The sequence below is a fragment of the Nocardiopsis sp. LDBS1602 genome, from assembly GCF_035818715.1.
Lineage (GTDB): Bacteria > Actinomycetota > Actinomycetes > Streptosporangiales > Streptosporangiaceae > Nocardiopsis > Nocardiopsis alba.
In genome coordinates this window covers 970,941-993,065 of the sequence record NZ_JAYLVW010000001.1, presented here as the reverse complement: position 1 = coordinate 993,065, position 22,125 = coordinate 970,941, and the positions used below count along the sequence as shown (strand labels likewise).

21 protein-coding genes are annotated in these 22,125 nt (G+C 71.0%); 14 read left to right on the top strand and 7 right to left on the bottom strand.

The window, feature by feature from the left end:
• Nucleotides 1-39 precede the first annotated feature (39 nt).
• Together U9J66_RS04575 and U9J66_RS04570 are read right to left on the bottom strand one after the other, a co-directional pair.
• Nucleotides 40-708, bottom strand: a complete 669-nt coding sequence (locus U9J66_RS04575) for a DNA alkylation repair protein (protein WP_161111772.1) — start codon at nt 706-708, stop codon at nt 40-42.
• Between the two features lie 98 nt (nt 709-806).
• Complete coding sequence (locus U9J66_RS04570) at nt 807-1,172, bottom strand: hypothetical protein (RefSeq protein ID WP_326337129.1); 366 nt, start codon at nt 1,170-1,172, stop codon at nt 807-809.
• 105 nt (nt 1,173-1,277) lie between these two features.
• On the opposite strand from U9J66_RS04570, the gene U9J66_RS04565 reads away from it, so the two are divergent.
• Both U9J66_RS04565 and U9J66_RS04560 read left to right on the top strand, forming a co-directional pair.
• Nucleotides 1,278-1,847, top strand: coding sequence for a TetR/AcrR family transcriptional regulator (locus U9J66_RS04565; protein ID WP_326337128.1), 570 nt, complete (start codon nt 1,278-1,280; stop codon nt 1,845-1,847).
• An 88-nt stretch (nt 1,848-1,935) separates the two neighbouring features.
• Nucleotides 1,936-2,970 carry a medium chain dehydrogenase/reductase family protein gene (locus U9J66_RS04560; protein WP_326337127.1) on the top strand — a complete coding sequence of 345 codons (1,035 nt, stop codon included), beginning with the start codon at nt 1,936-1,938 and terminating at the stop codon, nt 2,968-2,970.
• 58 nt (nt 2,971-3,028) lie between these two features.
• Here the strand turns inward: U9J66_RS04560 and U9J66_RS04555 are convergent, their stop codons facing one another.
• A complete protein-coding gene (locus U9J66_RS04555) occupies nt 3,029-3,424 on the bottom strand; it encodes a VOC family protein (RefSeq protein ID WP_026125270.1) in 396 nt (131 codons plus the stop codon).
• 105 nt (nt 3,425-3,529) lie between these two features.
• Between U9J66_RS04555 and U9J66_RS04550 the strand changes: the two genes are divergently transcribed.
• From U9J66_RS04550 to U9J66_RS04535, 4 genes are all read left to right on the top strand, one after another.
• Nucleotides 3,530-4,222, top strand: a complete 693-nt coding sequence (locus U9J66_RS04550) for a haloacid dehalogenase-like hydrolase (RefSeq protein ID WP_326337126.1) — start codon at nt 3,530-3,532, stop codon at nt 4,220-4,222.
• Between the two features lie 101 nt (nt 4,223-4,323).
• Entirely contained in the window at nt 4,324-6,894 is a 2,571-nt protein-coding gene (locus tag U9J66_RS04545; protein ID WP_326337125.1) for a M14 family zinc carboxypeptidase, read from the top strand.
• A 106-nt stretch (nt 6,895-7,000) separates the two neighbouring features.
• Nucleotides 7,001-7,480 carry a GNAT family N-acetyltransferase gene (locus tag U9J66_RS04540; RefSeq protein WP_042285339.1) on the top strand — a complete coding sequence of 160 codons (480 nt, stop codon included), beginning with the start codon at nt 7,001-7,003 and terminating at the stop codon, nt 7,478-7,480.
• A gap of 113 nt (nt 7,481-7,593) precedes the next feature.
• Nucleotides 7,594-10,077 (top strand): sel1 repeat family protein, encoded by a 2,484-nt coding sequence (locus U9J66_RS04535; protein ID WP_326337124.1) that lies wholly within the window; start codon nt 7,594-7,596, stop codon nt 10,075-10,077.
• Nucleotides 10,078-10,128: 51 nt separating this feature from the next.
• On the opposite strand, the gene U9J66_RS04530 is transcribed toward U9J66_RS04535, so the two are convergent.
• Entirely contained in the window at nt 10,129-10,761 is a 633-nt protein-coding gene (locus U9J66_RS04530) for an MBL fold metallo-hydrolase (protein ID WP_017536006.1), read from the bottom strand.
• A complete protein-coding gene (locus tag U9J66_RS04525; RefSeq protein WP_017536007.1) occupies nt 10,758-11,843 on the bottom strand; it encodes an S-(hydroxymethyl)mycothiol dehydrogenase in 1,086 nt (361 codons plus the stop codon). Before U9J66_RS04525 ends, U9J66_RS04530 begins: the two co-directional genes overlap by 4 nt.
• Before the next feature lie 205 nt (nt 11,844-12,048).
• Here U9J66_RS04525 and U9J66_RS04520 point away from each other — a divergent pair, with 205 nt between their 5' ends.
• From U9J66_RS04520 to U9J66_RS04510, 3 genes are all read left to right on the top strand, one after another.
• On the top strand, nt 12,049-12,351 hold the full coding sequence (locus U9J66_RS04520; protein ID WP_326337122.1) for a CYTH domain-containing protein: 303 nt from the start codon (nt 12,049-12,051) through the stop codon (nt 12,349-12,351).
• 19 nt (nt 12,352-12,370) lie between these two features.
• On the top strand, nt 12,371-12,640 hold the full coding sequence (locus U9J66_RS04515; RefSeq protein ID WP_326337121.1) for a hypothetical protein: 270 nt from the start codon (nt 12,371-12,373) through the stop codon (nt 12,638-12,640).
• Between the two features lie 276 nt (nt 12,641-12,916).
• Nucleotides 12,917-14,206, top strand: a complete 1,290-nt coding sequence (locus U9J66_RS04510) for an MFS transporter (RefSeq protein ID WP_326337120.1) — start codon at nt 12,917-12,919, stop codon at nt 14,204-14,206.
• An 88-nt stretch (nt 14,207-14,294) separates the two neighbouring features.
• On the opposite strand, the gene U9J66_RS04505 is transcribed toward U9J66_RS04510, so the two are convergent.
• Together U9J66_RS04505 and U9J66_RS04500 are read right to left on the bottom strand one after the other, a co-directional pair.
• Complete coding sequence (locus U9J66_RS04505; RefSeq protein ID WP_014912403.1) at nt 14,295-15,098, bottom strand: peptidoglycan recognition protein family protein; 804 nt, start codon at nt 15,096-15,098, stop codon at nt 14,295-14,297.
• Between the two features lie 272 nt (nt 15,099-15,370).
• Nucleotides 15,371-15,727 (bottom strand): DUF3817 domain-containing protein, encoded by a 357-nt coding sequence (locus tag U9J66_RS04500; RefSeq protein ID WP_161111779.1) that lies wholly within the window; start codon nt 15,725-15,727, stop codon nt 15,371-15,373.
• A gap of 450 nt (nt 15,728-16,177) precedes the next feature.
• Between U9J66_RS04500 and U9J66_RS04495 the strand changes: the two genes are divergently transcribed.
• The 5 genes from U9J66_RS04495 (at nt 16,178) to U9J66_RS04475 (ending at nt 22,099) form a co-directional block, all read left to right on the top strand.
• Nucleotides 16,178-16,945 (top strand): SDR family oxidoreductase, encoded by a 768-nt coding sequence (locus U9J66_RS04495; protein ID WP_326337119.1) that lies wholly within the window; start codon nt 16,178-16,180, stop codon nt 16,943-16,945.
• Nucleotides 16,946-17,015: 70 nt separating this feature from the next.
• Nucleotides 17,016-18,179, top strand: coding sequence for an isochorismate synthase (locus tag U9J66_RS04490; protein WP_326337118.1), 1,164 nt, complete (start codon nt 17,016-17,018; stop codon nt 18,177-18,179).
• 3 nt (nt 18,180-18,182) lie between these two features.
• A complete protein-coding gene (locus U9J66_RS04485; protein WP_326337117.1) occupies nt 18,183-19,847 on the top strand; it encodes a (2,3-dihydroxybenzoyl)adenylate synthase in 1,665 nt (554 codons plus the stop codon).
• A gap of 3 nt (nt 19,848-19,850) precedes the next feature.
• The gene (locus tag U9J66_RS04480) at nt 19,851-20,516 is read left to right on the top strand and encodes an isochorismatase family protein (protein ID WP_017536014.1); all 666 of its coding nucleotides are present in this window, start codon (nt 19,851-19,853) and stop codon (nt 20,514-20,516) included.
• A 23-nt stretch (nt 20,517-20,539) separates the two neighbouring features.
• Entirely contained in the window at nt 20,540-22,099 is a 1,560-nt protein-coding gene (locus U9J66_RS04475; protein WP_442789844.1) for a SidA/IucD/PvdA family monooxygenase, read from the top strand.
• Nucleotides 22,100-22,125 lie beyond the last annotated feature (26 nt).

The following is a 22,125-nucleotide window of genomic DNA, read 5'->3' as shown; positions in this document are numbered from 1 at the left end:
GACCTTCGGTCCCGGGTACAGGACCGAAGGTCCCGGCGCTCAGGCCTTCTCGCGGCGGCGGACGATCTCGGAGATCCAGATCGGCGCGAACGGGGAGGTGCAGTTCGGGGGTGTCGGATAGTCCTTGAGCACCTCCAGCCGCTCGCCGATCTCCATCGCCCGGGCGCGGTGCTCGGGGTGGTGGATCCCGATCCGGGCCAGGCAGTGGTTCATCTCCCACTGGAGACGGTCCGGAGCGTCCTTCATCCGCGCCTCGATCACGTCCAACAGCCCCGGAAGGTCGAGGCCCTCGGGCGAACGGTCCACCCGTTCGGCGGTCAACGCCCATCCGGCGCTCGCCACCACCGGGTCAGGGTCGGCGAGCCAGGCCCGGCGCAGCTCCTCGGCGTGCGGTCCCTTCGCGACCACGTAGCCGACGAGCCAGGCGTGCGTCTTGGGCGCCCGCGCCTCGCGCAGCATGGCGTCCAGTTCCGCGGCCTCGAACCCCCGGGGGCGACAGATCAGGAGCGACAGGAGCCGCGCCGCCGTATCGCCGCCGGCCCAGAGTTCGCGCGCCAGGTCCTGCCGTTTCCCGACCCTCTTGGCGATCTCCCGCAGCCGGGACAGCTTCACCCCGTGGTCGTCGCCGTGCCTCTCGTTCACCCGACGCGTCTTCGGGTCCTCCAGCGCGGCCAGTTCGGCCCTGAGCCCCTCGACCGTCTCGGTCATCTCCGCCCCCGTGCCTCGTCCACCGATCCGGCCGCTCACTGTACGCGTGACCTCCGACGATTCACGTCACCGTCCGGGGCCGTGACGGCTCTCGGTCCTCAGTGGTCGGGGGAGGGGTCCGGCGTCGATCCGTTCGGCTCTCCCCGGCCGTTCCGGGCGAGGGTGGCCAGGCTGCCGCCCCAGAGCAGGAAGAGGGCGACCATGCCCCAGCGGGAGGCGGGCGGGTTCTCGGTGATGGTGTAGGTCTCGCCCCGGGATTCGATCACCCAGACGCAGGTGCGGCCGGGCGGACTCCAGTTCCAGGTGCCGGTGCCCTGGACGGAGGAGTCACCGGTCAGGGGACAGCCCGAGGCGTCGCTCGCGTACCACTCGACCGCGAGAAGGGCGCTCCACAGGAGAACGGAGAGTATCCAGATCCCGGCCCAGACGTGGAGCGGGGAGACCCTCTTCGAAGCGTTCGTCATACACGCTTCCTACCTGCGAGGACATCGATCGAAACGGGGTCGTGGGCCGGTGTGGGAGGGATGCTCGGCTTGACTTCTCCGGTTTGTGAGTGTGTACTCACAAACATGAGTAGGGAAGAGAGCACGCGGTCCACCGCCGAAGCCCGTCGCGCCGTCATCCTGAACGAGGCGCTGCACGTCTTCGCCCGTTCCGGCTACCACGCGACCCCCGTGACGGAGGTCGCCGAGGCGGCGGGCATCTCGCAGGCCTACGTCCTGCGCCTGTTCGGCACCAAGCTGGGCCTGTTCACGGCGACCCTGGAGCGGTGCTTCGAACGCGTGGAGGAGGCCCTTCGCGAGGGTGCGCTCGGTGCGGACGGGGCCCCGGCGCCCCAGGTGCTGGAGGCGATGGGCGACGCCTACGCCGAACTCATCGCCGACCGCGACCTGCTCATGATCCAGGTCCACGCCCAGAGCGCCTCCGCCGTCCCCGAGGTCCGCGAGACCCTGCGGCGCGGCTACGCCGACGTGGTCACCCTCGCCCACGCGCTCTCGGGGGGCGATCGCGACCAGGTTCAGCGCTTCATGGCGATGGGGCTGCTCTGCCACCTGGTCACCGCGTTGGACCTGGAGGAGGTCGACGCCCCCTGGACGCGCACGCTCACCAAGGGGATGACCCACGCCCCTCGGGGGTAGTCGATCCCGGAGTTCGACCCGCGCCGTTCGCGGCGCTTTTCTCGGCCCATTTTTGTAAGTGACCACTCACAAACATAGGAGTCTCGACATGACCGAGCGGCACACCCTGGAGATCGTCCTGCCCGACGAGGTGGAACCGGAGGGCCTGCTGACCCGTCGCCGCCCCATCGGCCCGCCCGGCCCGGGGGAGGTCCTGGTCCGGACCGAGGCCACGGGCGTCTCCTTCGCCGAACAGCAGATGCGTCGGGGCAAGTACTTCGACCAGCCGCCCTTCCCCTTCGTACCGGGATACGACCTGGTGGGAACGGTGGAGGAGGTCGGCCCCGACACGGACGCGGCACTGATTGGGCGGCGCGTGGCCGCGATCACCAAGATCGGGGCCTGGGCCGAGCGGGTCGTCCTGCCGGCGGCCGACCTGGTCCCGGTGCCCGCCGGGCTCGACCCGGCCGAGGCGGAGGCCGTCGTGGTCAACGGGGTCACCGCCCTGCGCATGCTGCGCGGTGCGGGCCCGGTCGGCGCGGGGGACACGGTCCTGGTACTGGGCGCCAACGGCGGCGTCGGTACCCTGCTCGTCCAGATGGCACGACGGGCCGGGGCCGAGGTCGTCGGCACCGCGTCGGCCCGCCACCTGGAGGCCGTCCGTGAGATGGGCGCGATCCCCGTCGACCGCCGTTCCCCCGATCTACGCGCCGCGATCCGCGCGGCGGCCCCGAACGGGGTTCGCGCGGCCTTCGATCACGTGGGCGGGCCGGGCATCGTCGACACCTTCTCCCACGTGGTGCGCGGGGGCGCCCTGGTCTCCTACGGCACGGCGGCCACGCGCGACGTTCCGGGGAACCCGATGCTCCCCGTGCTGCTCCTGTTCGCCCGACTGGGCTGGTGGAACGCCCTGCCCGACGGGCGGCGCGCGTACTTCTTCAACCTCTGGAAGGGGCACCGGAACCGGGAACGTCACCGGCGCGAACTCGCCCGCGACCTGGGCGAGGTGTTCGATCTGCTGGGCCACGGGGACATCAGCCCCACGATCGCGGCCCGGATGCCCCTGGGCGAGGCCGGGGCGGCGATGGCCCTGGCCGAGTCGGGGACCGTCGTCGGCAAGGTCGTGCTCGTACCCGAAGGGTGAGCGTCCAGAGACCGTGGGGGCGGCACGGGTGCGGTCGTGAACCGCACCCGGGCGACGGTCAGAACTCGCGCTGGTCCTTGCGCAGCGGATGGTCGGCGGGGACCTCCACCAGGACGATGCGCACCCCGTCCGGATCGGCGATCCAGGCCTCCACCAGGCCCCAGAACTCCTTCTGCGGCGGCCGGATACCGCGTCCACCCAGCGCGGTGACGCGGGCGTATTCGGCGCGGGCGTCGCGCACCTGCAACCACAGGGCGGTCGAGGGCGTCCCGGAGGGCTCCTCGGAGTGGCCGGAGACCTCCAAAAGCCCGTTGCCGAGGAAGAACACGGTGCCGGGGGCGTCCGGCGGACCGAACTCACGGTGGACGGCGAGCCCGAGGACGTCACGGTAGAAGGAACGGCTGCGCACCGGATCGCGCGGGTGTATCAGGACACGGCTACTGAGAACATCCATGTCCGACATCCTGCACTCTCTCGGGCCCGACGGCACACTCGGCGCCCCGTTCGACCCTTCCCCGGAAGACGCCGACTACGCTCTCGGGGACCGAAGGGATCCTACGTGAACCGAGCGCTGTTCGACCTCGACGACACCCTGATCGACCACGACTCGTTCACGAGATTCACGTTCTCCCTGCTCAAGCGCTCGCCTCTGCGCATGATCGGCGCCGTCCTGACCGTGCCGGCGCTCCTCGTCCTGCTCTCCCGGGGCTCGTGGCGGGTCCACGCCGGCTCGATCCTGCTGTGGCTGGGAACGGTCGGTGTGGCCGACTCCGGCCTGGATCGGCTCGTCCGAGAGCACGTGGCCGCCCTTCGAGTGGGGGAGCGGATCAGACCGGACGCGGGGCGGGCCGTGGCCGCGCATCTGGACGCGGGCGAGGAGGTCGTGGTCGTGACCGGCTGCGCCGAACGCCTGGCCGTCCCCCTCTGCCGGGAGATCGACCCCCGGATCCGCGTGATCGGCTCCACCCTTCGGCGTCGAGCCGGAGGGTGGGTCGCCCTGCGGCACTGTCGTGGGCGGGGCAAGGTCGAGATGCTCGTCGAGGTCGGACTCGCCGAGGACGTCGTGGCGACCTACGGGGACGGTCTCTCCGACGTTCCCATGCTGGACCTGGCCCGTACCGCCGTCCTGGTCGGTCTTTCCGAGAGCGTCGAGAGGAAGGCGCGGGCACGGCTCGTGGGCCCCGAACGGGTGCTGTCGGTCCGTTGGCCCGCTCGCGGGGAACCGTCGCGGGGCCGAGGCGACCCCGTCTGAGCGGGCCCTTCGAGCGACGGAAGAAGGGTGTGTCGCGCGGCCGTCTTGTCCGAATCGGCCCGGGAGGGTAGGAACGACGGAGACCACAGGAGGAGACCCCCGTGCCACCATCCCCCGCCTCCGGGCCGGCCGCCGGTCGCGCCCGCCGCTCCATCGCCCTGGTCGGAACCCTCACGGCGCTGGTCATGGCCGGGGCGACGGCCCTGCCCTCGCCCGCCCTCGCCGAGCCGAGGGAGGAGGCCAACGGCCCCGAACGCAACGAGACGGCGGCCGGACCCGAGGCCCTGTCCATGACGGCCGCCACGGCCGCGGCCTCCGCGACGGGCGTCGATCCGTCCGCCGCCTACCCGCGCCGGACCGAGCTGCCGGTTCCCCCCGAGAACCCCGACGACCGTTCGATCAGGCTGGGTCTGACCGCCTACCACGACATCGCGCCCGCCCTCAACGATCTTCAGGAGACCTCCGACCGGGTCAGTGTGGAGATCGTCGGCGAGTCCGTCGAGGGACGCGACCTCTACCTGGTCACCCTCACCGAGCCGGAGACGCGCGCCGAGGCCGGACACCAGAGGCGCATGCGCGAGCTCATCGAGGAGGACCCCGAACGGGCCGCGCGGGACAGCACGCTGCCCGAGCGCTACAAGACCCCCGTGCACGTCAACGCCAACATCCACGGCGACGAGTGGGAGGGCACTGACGCCTCGCTGCGGATCATCGAGGAGCTGGCGACCGCCGAGGACGAGTGGACCGAGGAACTGCTGGGCTCCTCGCGGCTGTACTTCACCGTGACCGCCAACCCCGACGGGCGGGTGGCGGGCACCCGGGTCAACAGCGCCGGGTTCGACCTCAACCGCGACTTCGTCACGGTCTCCCAGCCGGAGACGGCGGCGATCCGTCAGGTCATGATCGATACCCAGCCGCTGGTCATGGTCGACCAGCACGGCTACGTCAACGGCACCCTGATCGAGCCGACCACGCCCCCGCACGGCCAGAACTACGAGTACGACCTGTTCATCGCCAACACCTACGCCAACGGGCTCGCGATGGAACAGGCCGTCCTCGACCTGGGGTACACGGCCGAGGACGACGGGGTTCTGCCCCCGCAGATCCCCTTCCGCGACTGGCAGGACGGCTGGGACGACTGGCCGCCGATCTTCACCCCGATGTACGCCCCCTACCAGGGCGCGGTCGCCTCGGCCACCGTCGAGTTCCCGCTGCGGGTGAACCGGGCCGACTACGACCTGCCCGTGGAGGAGCTGCACCGCCGCACCGCCATCAACACCGACATCTCCGCCGCCACCATCGAGGCCACCCTGGAGTTCGCCTCGGAGCATCGGGAGAAGCTCATCGGCGACCAGATCGAGGTGTTCCGGCGCGGCTCGGCCGGTGAGGAACAGGTCGTGCCCCCGGAGGGGTGGGTGCCCGGCTTCGGTCCCGAGGACGTGTACACGACCGACTTCCCCCGCGCCTACGTGATCCCCGCCGGAGAGGAACAGAGGTCGGCCCCGGCCGCCGCGCGCCTGGTGGACACGCTGGTCGCCCACGACGTGCGGGTGAACAGAGCGGAGGAGGCCTTCGAACTCGACGGCACCTCCTACCCCGCGGGCTCCTACCTGGTCGACATGCACCAGTCCAAACGCGGTATGGCCAACGTCCTGTTGGAGGACGGACGGGACATCAGCGACGACGTCGAGGCCATGTACGACATCTCCGGGTGGAGCCACGGACGCCTGTGGGGCGCCACCGTGACGGCCACCGAGTCCACGCCCCCGGACGGAGCGCCGGTCGACATCGCCGCCCCCACCGGTGCGGTCGAGGGGGAGGGGGACTGGGTCCTGCGCCTGGACGACGCCGCCGACGTGGCGGCGCTCCACGACCTCATCGAGGCCGGGGCCGAACCCGCGTGGGCGGACCGGGGCTCGGTGCTGATCTCCGCCGACCACGCCGACGCGGTCGCCGAGGCGGCCGACCGGCGCGGAGCGGTCTTCACCACCGTCGACCGCGAGGCCGAGGGCCCGGTCGTGGGCGGGGTCCGGCTGGCCGCGGCCGCCGCCGCGGACGAGGTCCTCACCCTGGGCGAACTCGGATTCGACGTGGAGACGGTCTCCACCGCGGTACTCGACGACGGCTTCGACTGGTCCGGGATCGAGGTGCTGTACGTGTCCAGCGGCCTGGTCTACGACGACCTGGGAGAACGGGCGCGTGCGGACCTGGACGCCTTCCTCGAACGGGGCGGGGTCGTGGCGCGTGGGTCGGCCGGGGCCCGGTTCAACGCCCAGGCCGGTCTGTTGGACGCCACCCGCCGCGAGGGGCGGTCCGACGCCAACGGCGTGGTCCGGGTCGAGGACGGCGACGGCGCGCTCGCCGGGACCGGCGGGTACGGGTTCGTGTACTCGCCCGGCTGGTTCACCGACCTGGGACCGGAGGTGACCGTGGAACAGACCTACGCCGACGGGGATCCGCTGGTGGCCGGGCACTGGCGCCCCGACGCCGATGGCGCCGGCGGCCGGGACGAGGCCGCCGGACGGCCCTCCGTGGTCGGCGGGGTCTCCGAACGCGGAGCCGCGGTGGTGCTCTTCGGCACCGAACCGCTCTTCCGCAACCACCCCAAGGGGTCGTTCGGCCAGGTGGCCCAGGCCGTCCACTGGAGCGCGATCTCCGGCGGGAACGCCTGACCCGTCGTCTCCGCGTGTGACCGCCCCGGACCCTTCGGGGCGGTCACACGCGGGCGCCCGAAAAACGCCTGGCCATCGCCGAAGACGGCGGTCTAGGCTCTGCCGGATGAACCATCCCTCTCTCCACGCCGTGGAGATCTCCCCCGACAACATCGACGCCGCCCTCAAGGTGAAGGTCCGCGAGGACCAGAACACCTTCGTCGCCCCCGTCGACCGCTCGCTCGCCGAGGCCTACGCCTCCCGGAACACCGCCTGGCCCCGCCTGATCATGGACGGCGACCGACCGGTCGGCTTCGTGATGGCCTCCTTCGACCCCGATGAGAAGGACGTCGACTTCCGCTGCGCGATCTGGCGCCTCAACGTCGCCGAGGGGGAGCAGGGCAAGGGGTACGGCCGCTTCGCCGTCGAGACGGTCCTGGCCGAGGCCCGCCGTCGGGGCGACAAGCGGATCACGGTCTCCTGGGTCCCCGGCGAGGGCTCCCCCGAGGGCTTCTACCTGGGGCTGGGCTTTCGCACGACGGGCCGTGTGGACGACGGCGAGATCATCGCCGAACTGTTCCTGGACCAGGAGGCGGCCGAGGCCTGAGCGACCCCGCGACAGCCCGGGACGCTCGGGAGGTATGACTCCGGCCGGGCGGGGAAGGGGGATCGCGGAACGATCGTGGCCCCTCCTCCTCCCCCGAAAGGAGCCACATCCACATGACGAGAAGACGTCGGCACTTCACCGGCATCGTCCTGGGCATCGTGATCCTCGGAACCCTCATGTCGGGGATCTCCCTCATCCCGGACCCCTCGGGGATCTGGCCCTACGTGATCGCCGGGGCGGCGTTCCTCGTCGCCCTGCTGACCCAACCCCTGAGCGGCCTGTTCCAAGGGTGGGTGGAACGCCGGCGCAAGGCGATCGAGGTCGAACGTAAATCCGAACGGGCCCCCGAACGCGACCGTGTCCGCGACTGGACGGACGGCCGGGAACTCGGGGTGCGCAAGGCGAAACGGTCCGAGGACGGAGAGGACGCGCCGATCCCCGTCTACGTTCCGCGTGCCTTCGACGACGCGCTCGACCGCGCGATCCTGGCGGGCGGACTGGTCGTCCTCGAAGGCGAGTCCGTGTCGGGGAAGACGAGGTCGGCCTATGAGGCGATCCGGCGGACCGTCCCCGGCCGCCGGTTGATCGTCCCCAGCGACGAACGGTCTTTGACGGCCATAGCGGACCTTCCCACCACCCCGAGGAACGCGGTGGTGTGGCTCGACGGGATCGACCGGTACCTCGCCGCCGGGACCCTGAACGAGGGCGTCCTGGACCGACTGTGCCCACCCGACCGCACGGACGTCTGTCTCATCGGGACCCTGGACTCCCGAGTACGGGGCGACCTGCCGAAACAGTCGGAGCCCACCGTCAGCAGGATCCTGGAGGATCGGGCGGAGCACTTCTTCGTCGAGCGCCGCCTGAAGGAGACGGAACTGAGGACGGCGCTCGAACTCGAGGACGATTGGCGGATCTCCCAGGCTCTGGCCGACCGGAACAAGGGCGGATTCGCCGCGGACATCGCGGACTCCCACACGACCCTGCGACGCTGGCGTTCCGCGGTCCACGGGCACAACCCCCGAGCGGGGGCGATCATCTCGGCGGCGGTGGACGCGCGCAGGCTCGGTTACCGTGCCCCTCTGCCTCGGGGGCTGCTGGAGGATCTGCATCGGCACTACCTCGGACCGAGCGTCCACCACGACCCGGGGGCGTCGACCTTCGACGAGGCGCTCCGTTGGGCCACCGACCCGGCACGCGGGGCCAGCGGCTGTCTGTCCCCGGTGGGGAAGGAGACCTATGAGCCCTTCCACCACCTGGTCTCCCACGCGCTCCAAGAGGAGGAAGGGTCCGAGGTCCCCGACGCGGTGTGGAACCTGATCTCGCATCGGATCCCGGTGGAGTACCTGCCGACCTTCGGCTTCGCCGCCTACGAGACCGACCGATTCACCGTCGCGGGTCACGCCTGGACCCGCTTCCTCGAACGTTTCCCGGAGCACCCGGGGGCCAACCTGGGTACGGCGCTCCTCCTTCTGCGGGCCGAGGACCGCTCGGGGGCCCTGCCCTTCCTCCGGCGCGCGGTCGAGGACGAGGACCCCCGCGCCATGGAACGCCTGGGATCGGTGCTGGCCCTGTCCGCGTTGACGGGGGAGGACCCGTCCGGGGCGGACGAGGCCGGCCGCTGGCTCCGTAGGGCCTACGACGGTGGTGAGAGGGGAGGGGCCCACCTCGCCGGGCTCCTGCGCTACCGGGCGGGGGACGAGGACGGCGCGCTGTTCTGGCTCTCCGTGGCGGCCGACGACGGCGATGAGGCGGCGATGTTCCTGCACGCCTGCCTGGAGACCTGGGGGATCGGTGAGGCCCGGCTCCGGCGTCTGTTCGACGAGGTGGCGGTTCCGGAGAAGGAGGTCGACCCGGAGAGGGTCTCCCGGGCCGTCGAGGACCTGCCCCACTACAGGGCCGACCGGACACGGGGACGCCCCGCCTTCAGGGAGAGCCTGTGGGGCCGGAAGGCCGCCGCCGGGGAGAACGTGCACGCCAAGTATCTGCTGGGGCGCTCCCTGGAGGCCGGAGGCCGATGGCGGGACGCGCTCACCCAGCACCAGGAGGCGACGGCACGGGGCTCCCTGGCCTCGGCCGGGCGCGTGCCCTCCGTCTACAGGGCGCTGAACCAACGTCGGCGCGCCCATGCCTGGAAACAGGCCGTCGGGCGTATCTCCACCACGAGCGCGGCGATCGCCGGTGTGGGGGCGATGGCCGAGCGTCTCCTCCGTGAGCAGCAGAAGGACGAATCCAAGGACGAAGGGAAGGGGAACGAGGCCGCCGGCACGACGAGGACGGCCTCGGAGGAACGGTCGTCCGAGACCACGAGCCGTGAAAGCGGGTTCCCGCCGGAGCGGACCTCCTGGACCCCGAAGAGTTCCTCGTACTCCGATGATCGGCCCGGCCGACACAGGGCGTCCTCGTACGGATCCTCATCGTCCTCCGGTGGTTCCTCCTCCGGCTCCTCCTCGTACAGTTCGTCCTACTCCTCCTACTCCTCGTCCTCCGACGACGATGACGACTCCTCCTCGTACGGTTCTTCCTCCTACGGAGGCTCTTCGTCCTCCTCGTCCTCCTACGGAGGCTCTTCGTCCTACGACGACGATGACGATCGCTGACACGAAGGTGCCCCGCGCCGACCTCGACGCGGGGCACCTCCACGACCGACCTCAGTGGCCCCGGTCGATCCACTCCTGGAGATGGGGCGCCTCGGCGCCGATCGTGGTGGGATCTCCGTGCCCGGTGCGAACCACGGTGTCCCCGGGAAGGGTGAGCAACCGGTCCCTGATGGAGGCGATGATGGTCGGGAAGTCCGAGTAGGACCTTCCGGTCGCCCCCGGACCGCCCTGGAACAGGGTGTCCCCGCTGAACAGGGCGCCGAGTTCGGGCGAGTACAGGCACACCGCCCCGGGCGCGTGGCCCGGGGTGTGGATCACCCGCAGTTCGATCCCGGCCACCGTGATGACCTGCCCGTCGGCCAGCGCGCCGTCGGGCACCCGCTCGGGATTGGTCATGTTCCACAGCACCCGGTCGTCGGGGTGGAGCAGGACCGGACCGTGGACCGCGTCGGACACCTCCAAGGCCGCGTTGACGTGGTCGTTGTGCCCGTGGGTGCACACGATCGCCACGACCCGTCGACCGTTCACCGCGTCGATGATCGCCTGCGCCTCATGAGGGGCGTCGATGACGACGACCTCCTCGTCGTCGCCCACCAGCCAGACGTTGTTGTCCACCTTCCAGGAACCTCCGTCCAGGGAGAAGACCCCGGAGGTGGTCAGGTGTTCCACACGCGCGTTACTCACAGCAGCACCACCGATCGCAGAACCTCGCCTCGTTCCATCCGGCCGAAGGCCTCCTCGACGTCGCCGATCCCGATCGTCTCGGTGACGAACCCGTCCAGGTCCAGCCGGCCCTGGGTGTACAGGTCGATGAGCATCGGGAAGTCGCGTGAGGGCAGACAGTCGCCGTACCAAGAGGATTTCAGGGCGCCGCCCCGGCCGAACACGTCCAGTAGGGGCAGCTCCAGCCGCATCTCCGGGGTGGGAACCCCCACCAGCACCACGGTGCCCGCCAGATCACGGGCGTAGAACGCCTGCTCATAGGTCTTCGGTAGGCCGACGGCGTCGATGACCACGTCCGCGCCGAAGCCGTCGGTCAGGTCGCGGATCGCCTCGACCGGGTCGGAGACGCGGGCGTCGACGGTGTGGGTGGCGCCGAAGCCGCGCGCCCACTCCAGCTTGCGCTCCTCCAGGTCCACGGCGATGATCCGGTTCGCCCCGGCCAGGCGGGCCCCGGCCACCGCCGCGTTGCCCACGCCGCCACAGCCGATGACGGCCACCGAGTCGCCGCGGGTGACCCCTCCGGTGTTGATGGCGGCGCCGATCCCGGCCATGATCCCGCAGCCGAGCAGGCCCGCCGCCGCGGGCGAGGCGGTCGGGTCGACCTTGGTGCACTGTCCGGCGGCCACGAGGGTCTTCTCGGCGAAGGCGCCGATGCCCAGGGCCGGGGTCAGTTCGGTGCCGTCCTCCAGGGTCATGCTCTGTTCGGCGTTGTGGGTGTCGAAACAGTACTGGGGGCGGCCGCGCCTACAGGCCCGACAGTGGCCGCACACCGCACGCCAGTTGAGGACGACGTGGTCGCCGGGGACGATCTCGGTGACGTTCGGGCCCACGGATTCGACGATGCCCGCCGCCTCGTGGCCGAGCAGGAACGGGTACTCGTCGTTGATGCCGCCCTCGCGATAGTGCAGGTCGGTGTGGCAGACCCCGCACGCCAGGACCCGGACCACCGCCTCGCCCGGGCCGGGGTCGGGGACGACGATGGTGGTGAGTTCGACCGGCGCGCCCTTGGCGCGTGAGATCACACCCTGGACCTGTTGGGACATGCGAAGTCCTCCCTGACGATCGTGGACGCCGTTCGAGGAGGAACATGCCCCACCCGCCCCCTCCGTACCCCGAACTCTCCCCCCGAGCCCGTCCCGCCCATCACGCCCCGATGTCGGATCCCCGAAGACCGCCCCGGTCCCCTCGCCGGTGCCCGAGAGTCGTTCGAAGGACACACCCGACCCACGAAGGGGGATGAACGTCTCGATGGCACCGATCGAGGTCGAACGCAAGCGTGCGCTGGAGGATCGCGCGGCCTTGGAGCGGCGGCTCGAAACGGCGGGTCTCGTCGCCGCGGGGTCGATCGTGGAGGTCGACACCTACTACAGCAGGCCCGACGTCGATTTCATGGAGACGGTCGAGTGCCTGCGGGTCCGTGAGCGGGAGGGCGGGTGCGAGATCACCTACAAGCCCGCCTCCGACGCCACTACCCGCAGCGCGGCGGGGGTCATCGCCAAGAAGGAGACCGACGTGGCGCTGGCGGACGCCGACCAGGCCGCGCGCCCATGATCTTCTGGAGGCGCTGGGCATGGTCCGTCTGGCCAGGGTGGAGAAGAGGCGCGTCTGCTATCGCGATTCCGGCCGACCGGGGTTGTCGGTGGTGGTGGACACGGTCGTGGGCGCGGGCTCGTTCATCGAGACCGAGATCCTCTCCGAGGGTCCCTCCCAGGAGGCCGTGCGACGGTTGGAGGAGGCCGAGCGACTCTTGGGGGTGGACACCCTCCCCGTGGTGACCTCGCCCTACCGGGATCTGGTGATGGGGGGCGGGGCCTCCGTTCCTCTCGACGCCTCGGGGTGAGGGATTTCCCGAAAAGGCTCCGGGCTGTTGTCGAGAGAGCGCTCATCCGGTTTCGATAACGGTATTCCGTGAATTCTCTGCTATGTCTTTCATGTCCACCATGGTGAGAATGTCCTTGTGGTGGTGAAGGGTTCCCACTTCCTCGTGGGCGCTCTCCTCTGGCCGGTCACGGTCGTCCCTTTCCCTGGAAAGGGACGGGGAAGGCCACTACGGTGGATCGGGGTTCGCCCGGTCCCGGTACCGATGGCGACCCGGTCCCCCTTCCCCGATGTGAATATGAGCGCGGTGTCCTCCACTTCCTCACCCCCGTCCGACTTCGGGCGGCGGGCCGCCCCTCTGGGCCGTGACTTCTCCCTGCTGTGGGGTGCCTCGGCGAGCGCGAACCTGGCGGACGGGCTGGCCCGGGTGGCGCTCCCGCTGGTGGCGGTCGAGCTGACCCGGTCCCCGATCCTGGTCTCGGGGGTCGCGGTCACCGGCACCCTGGCCTGGCTCCTGGTGGGGCTGCCCGCCGGAGCGCTCGGAGATCGTCTGAACCGGCGCGTGCTCGCTCTGGGCGCGGCCCTGACACGAACGGTCCTCCTGGGAGGTGTCGGCCTTCTCCTGCTCACCGACCACCTCACCGTGGGAGCGCTGTTCGCCGCGGCCTTCCTCCTCGGGGTCGGCGAGGCCTTCTTCGACACCTCCACCCCGGCCATGGTCCCCGGGCTGGTGCCTCGGCGAGAGCTCTCCCGGGCGCACGGCCGTCGGCACGCCGCCTCGATGGCGGGAGACGATCTGGTGGGGCCTGCGGCGGGCGGAACCCTGTTCGCGTTCTCCAAGGCCGCGCCGTTGCTGGTATCGACCGTCTGCCACGCGTTGTCGGCGATCCTGCTCTGGCGTGTGCGCTACGAACCGGGACCGGCCCCCTCGGAGGCGGCGGAGCGGCGTGCCTCGCTGTGGGGTGAGATCCTGCGGGGCCCGGCCCTGCTGTTCCGCGAGCGCCGTATCGCCGTCCTCGCCCTCTGGGGCGCGGGGGCGAACTTCGCCGGGAGCCTCACCTTCTCCGTCCTGGCCCTGTATCTGGTCGCCCCCGGACCGGTGGGGCTGGACACCTGGGGGTTCGGTCTCCTCATGGCCTCGTTGGGCGTCGGCGGTATCGTCGGGGCCTCGTACGCGGGCCGACTCGCCGCGAGGATGGGGGAGTTGCGGCTCCTCACGCTCTCGTGCCTGCTCATGTCGGTGGACAGCGTCGTCCTGGCCCTGACCACCCGGGTCTGGGCGATCTCCGCCGGTCTGGTGGTGGGCGCGGCCGCCGCCGCGGTCTTCGGGGTCATGACGATCACCGCCCTGCAACGCCGCACACCGGACGGTCACCTGTCCAGGGTCTCGGCGGGCAATCGGTTGATCATGATGGGCGGTACCGCGCTGGGCGGTCTGACGGCGGGTGTCCTGGGCGAGTCCACCGGCGATCTGCGGGTCGGGTTCGCGGTGGCGGCGGTGCTCTTCGTGTCGTTGTGCGCGATGCGTCTGGCGGTGCCCGATGCGGATGACGAGGTCGGGCCACCACCTTCGGAGCGAACTCCGTAGGGGGAGGCGGTGTCCCTTTCGGTGAAAGGGGCACCGCCTCGATGGTCACCGGTAGGAGGACGATGAGCGGGGAACCGTCCTCAACGGGTCAGCGGCTGAAATCGTCGGGGCCGCGCGCCGGGCCGTGCAGGAACTCGCCCTCGGGCTCGTTCTCGGGGACCTCGGGGTAGGTGGGCCGGTCCTCGGCCGACACCGTGCGCGTGCCGATCTCCATCCCCTGGGCGAGCATCAGGGAGCTCACCGCGTTACGCAGATCCGGCAGCATCGCGTACAGCACGTCGCCCGGGCAGGCGGTGGCGTTGAAGTCGCGGTGCCCCAGGATGGCGGTCTGGGGGTCGAGTCCGTAGGAGCCGCACAGCCAGGCGAGGGTCTCGACCAGGCGGTCGACCAACTCCTGGGTGGGCCCCTCCTCCATGTAGGTGCCCTCGTTCTCGATGCCCACGCACGTGTTGTTGTTGTTCGCCACGTGCGTGCCGACGCAGTGGACACCCTCGCGTACGGCGGGAACGGCGCGGTCGCGGCCCTCGACGAGGTGACCGCCCCGGCTGATGGTGAACTGCTGGCCGACGTCGATCCACCCGTTGGTGTCCATGTGGAAGTTCTGGATGGAGCGTGACAGCGCCAGCGCGTGGTCGAGCGAGTGGTCGGTGCTGTTGGCGGTCGCGGTGTGGTGGACCACGACGTGGGTCGGCGGGGTCTGAAGGATCTGGACGGGGCTCGACGGGGGTCGGGCGTTCCAGTCGGCGCGGAAGGACATCGGGGGTTCGGCGGCCGAGGTCGTGGGGGAGGCGCCGGCGGGGGAGGCGGCGGAGGCGCCGATCACGGCCGCGCCGGAGGCGACGGCCGCTCCTCTCAGGAGGGTGCGACGGTCGGGGCCCTGGTTCTGCTCCATGTGGGGTGTCCCTTTCGGGTTGTTCGGGCGGTTTACGGTTCCCCACTGAACATGGCTCGGTCCGCGTACGCAAAGGGTCGAGCGAAAGTTTTCTTTGTTCGTTACCGGTCAGGACGAAAACGATTTACCCCCCTTTCAGGGCGCCCTCGAATCAGGTACTCTCCGCCCTTTTCGTTGCCCTTGGGATTCATGTGGCGGATGGGTTCTCGGGCATAAGGAAACGGGTCGCACAAAGGAGTGCGACCCGTTCGAAAGAGAGTTTCCGAAGGTACTCAGGACACCGGTTCGGGGCTGCGGTCCCGGTCGTTCTTCGTGTTCGCTCCGGGGGAGAGACGGCCGGTCCGGTGCAGCCACCAGTCGGCCGGAAGGGTGCCCAGGGGCGGGATCGACGCGGCCAGGGCGACCAGGGTCGGCCACACGCCCCAGCGCAGGCGGACGGCGGCGAACAGGGTGACCGCGACGTAGACCATGAACGCGCCGCCGTGCAGCGGGCCGAAGATCTGCACGCCCAGTTCGCTGCCGTTGCCGAGGTACTTGAAGTACATGCCGACCAGGAGTCCGGCCCAGGTGAAGGCCTCGAAGACGGCCACCACACGGAAGGCCGGGGCGGTCAGGGAGTTCAGGCTCAACGCGGTTCCTCGGGTCGTCGCTGCAAGGGGTGCCCTCGAAAGATCCTCTCGGGGCTCCAACAGGTTAGGTCACCCTTTCGGTCGTCCCTTTTCGGGGTGGGCGCGATCGACGTTCCGGGCGTGAAGGTGACCGGACGTGACAACCGCCTCACCTTTGGTGGGTTTGGAAAGTGCGCCTCGGTGGCGGAGGCCTGTTCCGGTGGGGCCTCCGGGGCTCCTCGTGTGCCCGCTTCGACCTGCGCGAACGCGGTCGTTTCGCGGCTTTCGGCCGGGTCGCTCCCCGGGGGTGCGGGTGAAATCGAGTGACCCAGGTCTCACTCGCTCTCCGGTTGACACGGTGTCGGCTTCCGGCCGAGACTTGCCGCGAACTTCTTAGGTAAGGATTACCTAATTGAGGCTAGCTTTACCTAACTTCTTGCAGGTCAGCGGGTCCGGAAGGGGACAACGAACGTGAACGGGATCGACGGTGCCGTCGCCATGGTCACCGGAGCGGCCGGTGGTGTGGGCCGGGCCGTGGCCCTCGACCTCGCCGGGCACGGGGCCCGGGTCGCGGCCGTCGACGTCGACGCCGACGGGCTCGACCGGACCCTGCGCCTCCTGCGGGAACGGGGACACCGGGCGGACGCGTTCATCGCCGACGTCACCGACACGACCCGCGTCGAGGGACTCTTCGATGAGATCGAGGCCGACCTCGGCCCGGTGACCCTCGCCGTCAACGCCGCCGGAACCCTGGTCACCGGCCCCGTCGCCGACTGCGACGAACGCGACTGGCACCGCGTCATGGCGGTCAACGCCACCGGGGTCTTCGCCGTCGGCCGGGCCGTCGCCCGACGCATGGGGCCGCGCGGACACGGCGCCCTGGTCACCGTCGCCTCCAACGCGGCCGGGATCCCCCGCTCCGGCATGGCCGCCTACGCCGCCTCCAAGGCCGCCGCCGTGGCCCTGACCAAATCCCTCGGCCTGGAACTGGCACCGCTGGGCGTGCGCTGCAACGTCGTCTCGCCCGGATCGACCGATACCCCCATGCTCCGGGCCATGACCCCCGACCCCGCCGCCCTGGTCCACGGCGACCCCGGACGGTTCAAGGTCGGCATCCCCCTGGGCCGGATCGGCGACCCCGAGGACGTGGCCGAGGCGGTGCGCTTCCTGCTCTCCGACGCCGCGCGCCACATCACCATACACGAGCTCTACGTGGACGGCGGCGCCACGCTCCGCTGAACCCCGCCCCTCCCTCGCACGGCCCCACCCCGGCCGTTCCGCGCGCCTGATCACGAGAAAGGCCACATCCATGCCCGAACAGCGCACCGCCGCCCCCGCGGCCTCGGCGGGCGAGCTCCTGACGGCCTACCGGCCGGGGGACGCGTTCTTCTCCACCGGCTCCCACGCCCTGCACGGGACCGGGACCTTGACCACCCTGGACCGGGCCGAGGACCTGACCTCGGTCCTGGCCGAGGCGGGCGAGGGCGCCGTCGCCATAGGTGCGATCCCCTTCGACGTCGCCCGCCCCGCCCATCTGGTGGTCCCCGAGACCGTGCGCTGGGCGCCGCCGGCCGCGAACACCGCCCCGGCCGAGCGGCGCTGGAGCCCTCTGGCCGGGGAGTGGCGGATCACCCCGGTCCCGGCACCGGAGGCGCACGTGGCCGCGGTCGAACGCGCCGTCAAGCTCATGGCCGAGGACGCCGGCCTGCTCAAGGTGGTCCTGGCCCGCACCCTGCGCGTCCACGGCGATCGGGAGGTCGACGTCGCCACCGTTCTGGCCAACCTGTTGTGGCGCGACCCTTCCGCCTTCGTGTTCGCCACCGACCTGCCCGCACGCGGCCCCGGCCCCCGGACCCTGATCGGGGCCAGCCCCGAGCTCCTGGTCTCCAAGCGCGGACGCCGGGTCCTGTCCAACCCGCTGGCCGGGTCCGCCCCGCGCAGCGCCGACCCCACCAAGGACCAAAAGCGCGCGGTCGACCTGCTCACCTCGACCAAGGACCGGCACGAGCACGCCGTGGTGGTGGAGGCGGTCGCCGAGGGCCTGCGCCCCTACTGCCGTAAGCTCACCGTCCCGGCCGAGCCGGAGTTGGTCAAGACCGCCACCATGTGGCATCTGTCCACCCGGGTGACCGGCGAGGCCATCGACCCCGACCTGCCCGCCCACGTGCCGGCGATGGCCCTGCACCCCACCCCCGCGGTCTGTGGCACCCCTCGGGGCCGGGCGTTCGACACCATCGTCGACCTGGAGCCCTTCGACCGCGGTTTCTACACCGGCGCGGTCGGCCACACCGATGCCTCCGGCGACGGCGAGTGGGTGGTCACCATCCGCTGCGCCGACGTGGAGGGCGACACCCTCGACCTGTACGCGGGCGGCGGCGTCATGCCCGAGTCCGATCCCGACGCGGAGCTGGCCGAGACCTCGGCCAAGCTGCGCACCCTCCTGCTGGCCCTCGGTGTGGACGGAGCCGCCTGAACCATGAACGACCGCCCCGGTCCCCGCGCCGTCGACCCCGCCGACTGGACCCCCTGGCCCCGCGAGTACGCCGACGCCTATCGGGCCGCCGGTCTCTGGACCGGCGAGACCTTCCCCGCCTTCCTGAGGGACCGCGCCGCCCGTTTCGGCGAGCGGACCGCCGTCGTGGACGGCGACCTGCGCTGGACCTACGCCGAACTGGACCGGCGCGCCGACGCCCTGGCCGCCGGTCTGTTCCGCCTGGGCGTGCGCGCGGGGGAGCGGGTCGTGGTGCACCTGCCCAACGTCGCGTCCCTGTTCGAGGTGGTGTTCGCGCTGTTCAGGCTGGGCGCGCTGCCCGTCTACGCGCTGCCCGCCCATCGCCGCAGCGAACTGCTGCACCTGGCGGGCACCGCCGAGGCCGTCGCCCTGATCACCACCGACCTCCAGGGCGCCTTCGACTGCCGGCCCATGGCGGCGCGGGTCCGCGCGGAGGTCCCCTCGCTGGAACACGTCGTCGTGGCGGGCGAGGCCGGTGACGAGGAGGGGTTCACCGCCCTGGAGGCGCTGCGAGCCGAACCCGACACCGCGATCCTCGCCGAACCCGACCCCGGATCGGTCGCCTTCTTCCAGCTCTCCGGCGGTACCACCGGGCTGCCCAAGCTCATCCCCCGGACCCACGACGACTACCTGTACTCGGTACGGGCCAGCGCCGATATCTGCGGCCTGGACACCGACACCGTCTACCTGACCGCGTTGCCGGCCGTCCACAACTTCCCGATGAGCTCACCCGGGTTCCTCGGCGTGCTGCACGCGGGCGGCACCGTGGTCACCGCGCCCGACCCCTCCCCGGCGACCTGTCTGCCCCTGATCGAACGCGAGCACGTCACGCACACGGCGGTCGTCCCGCCCGTGGCCATGCTGTGGATGGACGCGGTCGAACACGGCTCCCAGGGCGAACGCGACCTGTCCGACCTGCGCGTCCTCCAGGTCGGCGGCGCCACCTTCCCACCGGAGGCGGCCCGCCGGGTCGCCCCGGTGCTGGGCTGCGCCCTCCAACAGGTCTTCGGGATGGCCGAGGGGCTGGTCAACTACACCAGGGACGGCGACCCCGACGAGGTCGTCACCGGTACCCAGGGCCGCCCGATCAGCGACCACGACGAGATCCTCATCGTCGACGACCGGGACCACCCGGTCCCCGACGGCGAACCCGGCCACCTGCTGACCCGGGGGCCCTACACGATCCGGGGCTACTACCGGGCGCCCGAGCACAACGCCGTCGCCTTCACCGACGACGGCTTCTACCGCACCGGCGACATCGTGCGCCGCCACCCTTCCGGCGCCCTCGTCGTCGCCGGACGCGCCAAGGACCAGATCAACCGGGGCGGGGAGAAGATCGGCGCCGAGGAGATCGAGAACCACCTCCTGGCCCACCCGGCGGTCCACGACGCCTCCCTCGTCGCCCTCCCCGACCCCTACCTGGGCGAACGCACCCACGCCTACGTCATCGCCCGGGGCGAGGCGCCCACACGGAGCGAACTGCTCGCCTTCCTGCGCGAGCGGGGCCTGGCCGCCTACAAGATCCCCGACCGCGTCAGCTTCGTGGACGCATTCCCGGCCACGGCCGTCGGCAAGACCTCCAAGCGCGACCTGCGCGCGGCACGCACCACCTCCGGAACGGACCACTGATCGATGTCCCTGCCCACGATCGCCCCCTACCCACTGCCCACCTCCGAGGAGCTGCCCGAGAACCGGGCGCACTGGCCCCTGGAACCGGAACGCGCGCTCCTGCTCGTCCACGACATGCAGCGCTACTTCGTCCGCCCCTACGCCGAGGGCAGCCAGCCCATCGCCGGGGCCGTGGCCAATATCGCGGCCCTGCGTTCGGCCTGCCGGGCCGCCGGGGTCCCGGTCGTCTACACGGCCAAGCCCGGCGACATGACCTCCGAACAGCGGGGTCTGGAACGCGACTTCTGGGGCGCGGGCATGAAGGCCGTCGCCGAGCACACCGACATCGTCCCCGAACTGGCCCCCGACGGTGAGGACCTCCTGCTCACCAAATGGCGTTACAGCGCCTTCGCCCAGACCGACCTGGCCGAACGCATGGCCGCCCAGGGACGCGACCAGATCGTGGTGACCGGCGTCTACGCCCACATCGGCTGCCAGCTCACCGCCGCCGACGCGTTCATGCGCGACATCCGCCCGTTCCTGATCGCCGACGCCCTGGCCGACTTCAGCGCCGACCACCACCGCTCCGCCCTGAGCTACGCCGCCGGACGCTGCGCGACCGTGCTGTCCACCCGGGACGCCCTGGACTTCCTGGACCAGGGCGCGGACTCGACCGGAGCCCGCCCGTGACCGACCTCCACGAAGGGACCACCGTGGCACCCGACGCAGACCCGACCACCGTCCACGACCTGGTCGGGGTGGGTTTCGGCCCCTCCAACCTGGGCCTGGCCATCGCCTTGGCCGAACGCCGTGATCAGGGCGTCGAGCCCGCCCTGAGCGGGGTGTTCCTGGAACGCCAGGAGTCCTTCGGCTGGCATCGCGGCATGCTCATCGACGGCGCCACCATGCAGGTGTCCTTCCTCAAGGACCTGGTCACCACCCGCAACCCCGCCAGCGACTTCGGCTTCCTGTCGTTCCTGCACCAGGCGGGCCGGCTGCACGACTTCATCAACCACAAGACGCTCTTCCCCCTGCGGCGGGAGTTCCACGACTACCTGTCCTGGTGCGCCGACCGTGTCGCCGACCAGGTCCGTTACGGCCACGAGGTCACCGAGGTCCGCCCCGTGTACTCGGGTGAGCGCGTCACCCACCTGGACGTGGTCGCCCGCGATCAGGACGGCGCCACCACCGTGCTTCGCGCCCGCAACGTCGTCTTCGGTCCCGGTCTGCGTCCGCGTATGCCCGAGGGGGTGGAGGAGTCCGCCCGCGTGTGGCACAACGAGTACCTGCTCACCCGGTTGGAGGCGCTGGGTCCGCAGGCCGACCCGCGGTCCTTCGTGGTCGTGGGGGCCGGTCAGAGCGCCGCCGAGGTCACCGACCACCTCCACCGGCGGTTCCCCGAGGCGCGGATCCACGCGGTCCTGTCCCGCTACGGCTACAGCCCCTCCGACGACAGCCCCTTCGCCAACCGGATCTTCGACCCCGAGGCCGTGGACGCCTTCCACGCGGCCCCCGCCGACGTCAAACGTCGCCTCACCGGCTATCACGGCAACACCAACTACTCGGTGGTCGACCCGGACCTGATCGGCGAGCTCTACCGCCGTCACTACGAGGAGAAGGTGCACGGAGAAGAGCGCCTGCACCTGCACAACACCTCGCGCGTCGCCGGGCTGACCGAGAGCCCGCGGGGCGTCGCGGTGGTCGTCGAGGACCTGGTCACCGGTAAGCAGACCCCGGTCCCGGCCCACTACGTCGTCTTCGCCACCGGCTACCACCCGGCCGACCCGCGACCGCTGCTGGGCGACCTGGTCGACTCCGTGCTCACCGACTCCGAGGGGCTGCCCGTGGTGGAACGCGACTACCGCGTGGCCACCGACGACACCCTCACCTGCGGCCTCTACCTCCAGGGCGGCACCGAGCACACCCACGGGGTGTCGGCGTCGCTGCTGTCCAACATCGCGACCCGGGTCGCGGAGATCATCGACTCCGTCGCCGCGCGCGCCGGAGCCCCCACCGAAGAGAGGGCACGACCCATGTCCCACGACACCGATCCCGTATTCACCGTCGAACGGGTCCGCGCCGACGCCGCCCGTGCCCTCGCCGAGCCCGTCGAGAGCGTCGACCCGGCCGAGAACCTGTTCGACCGGGGCATGGACTCGGTCCGCGTGATGAGCCTGATGGAGCGGTGGCGCGTGGACGGGGCCGAGGTCGACTTCGCGGACCTGTCGGAGAACCCCACCGTCCACGCCTGGGTCGACCTGCTCAACGGCTGACCCGGCCGCCCCCTCTCACCCCGCCC

Excerpts from the sequence above, each read along its gene's own strand:
- U9J66_RS04575 (WP_161111772.1), bottom strand. The coding sequence starts at position 708 with ATGACCGAGACGGTCGAGGGGCTCAGGGCCGAACTGGCCGCGCTGGAG.
- U9J66_RS04570 (WP_326337129.1), bottom strand. The coding sequence starts at position 1,172 with ATGACGAACGCTTCGAAGAGGGTCTCCCCGCTCCACGTCTGGGCCGGG.
- U9J66_RS04565 (WP_326337128.1), top strand. The coding sequence starts at position 1,278 with ATGAGTAGGGAAGAGAGCACGCGGTCCACCGCCGAAGCCCGTCGCGCC.
- U9J66_RS04560 (WP_326337127.1), top strand. The coding sequence starts at position 1,936 with ATGACCGAGCGGCACACCCTGGAGATCGTCCTGCCCGACGAGGTGGAA.
- U9J66_RS04555 (WP_026125270.1), bottom strand. The coding sequence starts at position 3,424 with ATGGATGTTCTCAGTAGCCGTGTCCTGATACACCCGCGCGATCCGGTG.
- U9J66_RS04540 (WP_042285339.1), top strand. The coding sequence starts at position 7,001 with ATGAACCATCCCTCTCTCCACGCCGTGGAGATCTCCCCCGACAACATC.
- U9J66_RS04535 (WP_326337124.1), top strand. The coding sequence starts at position 7,594 with ATGACGAGAAGACGTCGGCACTTCACCGGCATCGTCCTGGGCATCGTG.
- U9J66_RS04525 (WP_017536007.1), bottom strand. The coding sequence starts at position 11,843 with ATGTCCCAACAGGTCCAGGGTGTGATCTCACGCGCCAAGGGCGCGCCG.
- U9J66_RS04520 (WP_326337122.1), top strand. The coding sequence starts at position 12,049 with ATGGCACCGATCGAGGTCGAACGCAAGCGTGCGCTGGAGGATCGCGCG.
- U9J66_RS04515 (WP_326337121.1), top strand. The coding sequence starts at position 12,371 with ATGGTCCGTCTGGCCAGGGTGGAGAAGAGGCGCGTCTGCTATCGCGAT.
- U9J66_RS04510 (WP_326337120.1), top strand. The coding sequence starts at position 12,917 with ATGAGCGCGGTGTCCTCCACTTCCTCACCCCCGTCCGACTTCGGGCGG.
- U9J66_RS04505 (WP_014912403.1), bottom strand. The coding sequence starts at position 15,098 with ATGGAGCAGAACCAGGGCCCCGACCGTCGCACCCTCCTGAGAGGAGCG.
- U9J66_RS04490 (WP_326337118.1), top strand. The coding sequence starts at position 17,016 with ATGCCCGAACAGCGCACCGCCGCCCCCGCGGCCTCGGCGGGCGAGCTC.
- U9J66_RS04485 (WP_326337117.1), top strand. The coding sequence starts at position 18,183 with ATGAACGACCGCCCCGGTCCCCGCGCCGTCGACCCCGCCGACTGGACC.
- U9J66_RS04480 (WP_017536014.1), top strand. The coding sequence starts at position 19,851 with ATGTCCCTGCCCACGATCGCCCCCTACCCACTGCCCACCTCCGAGGAG.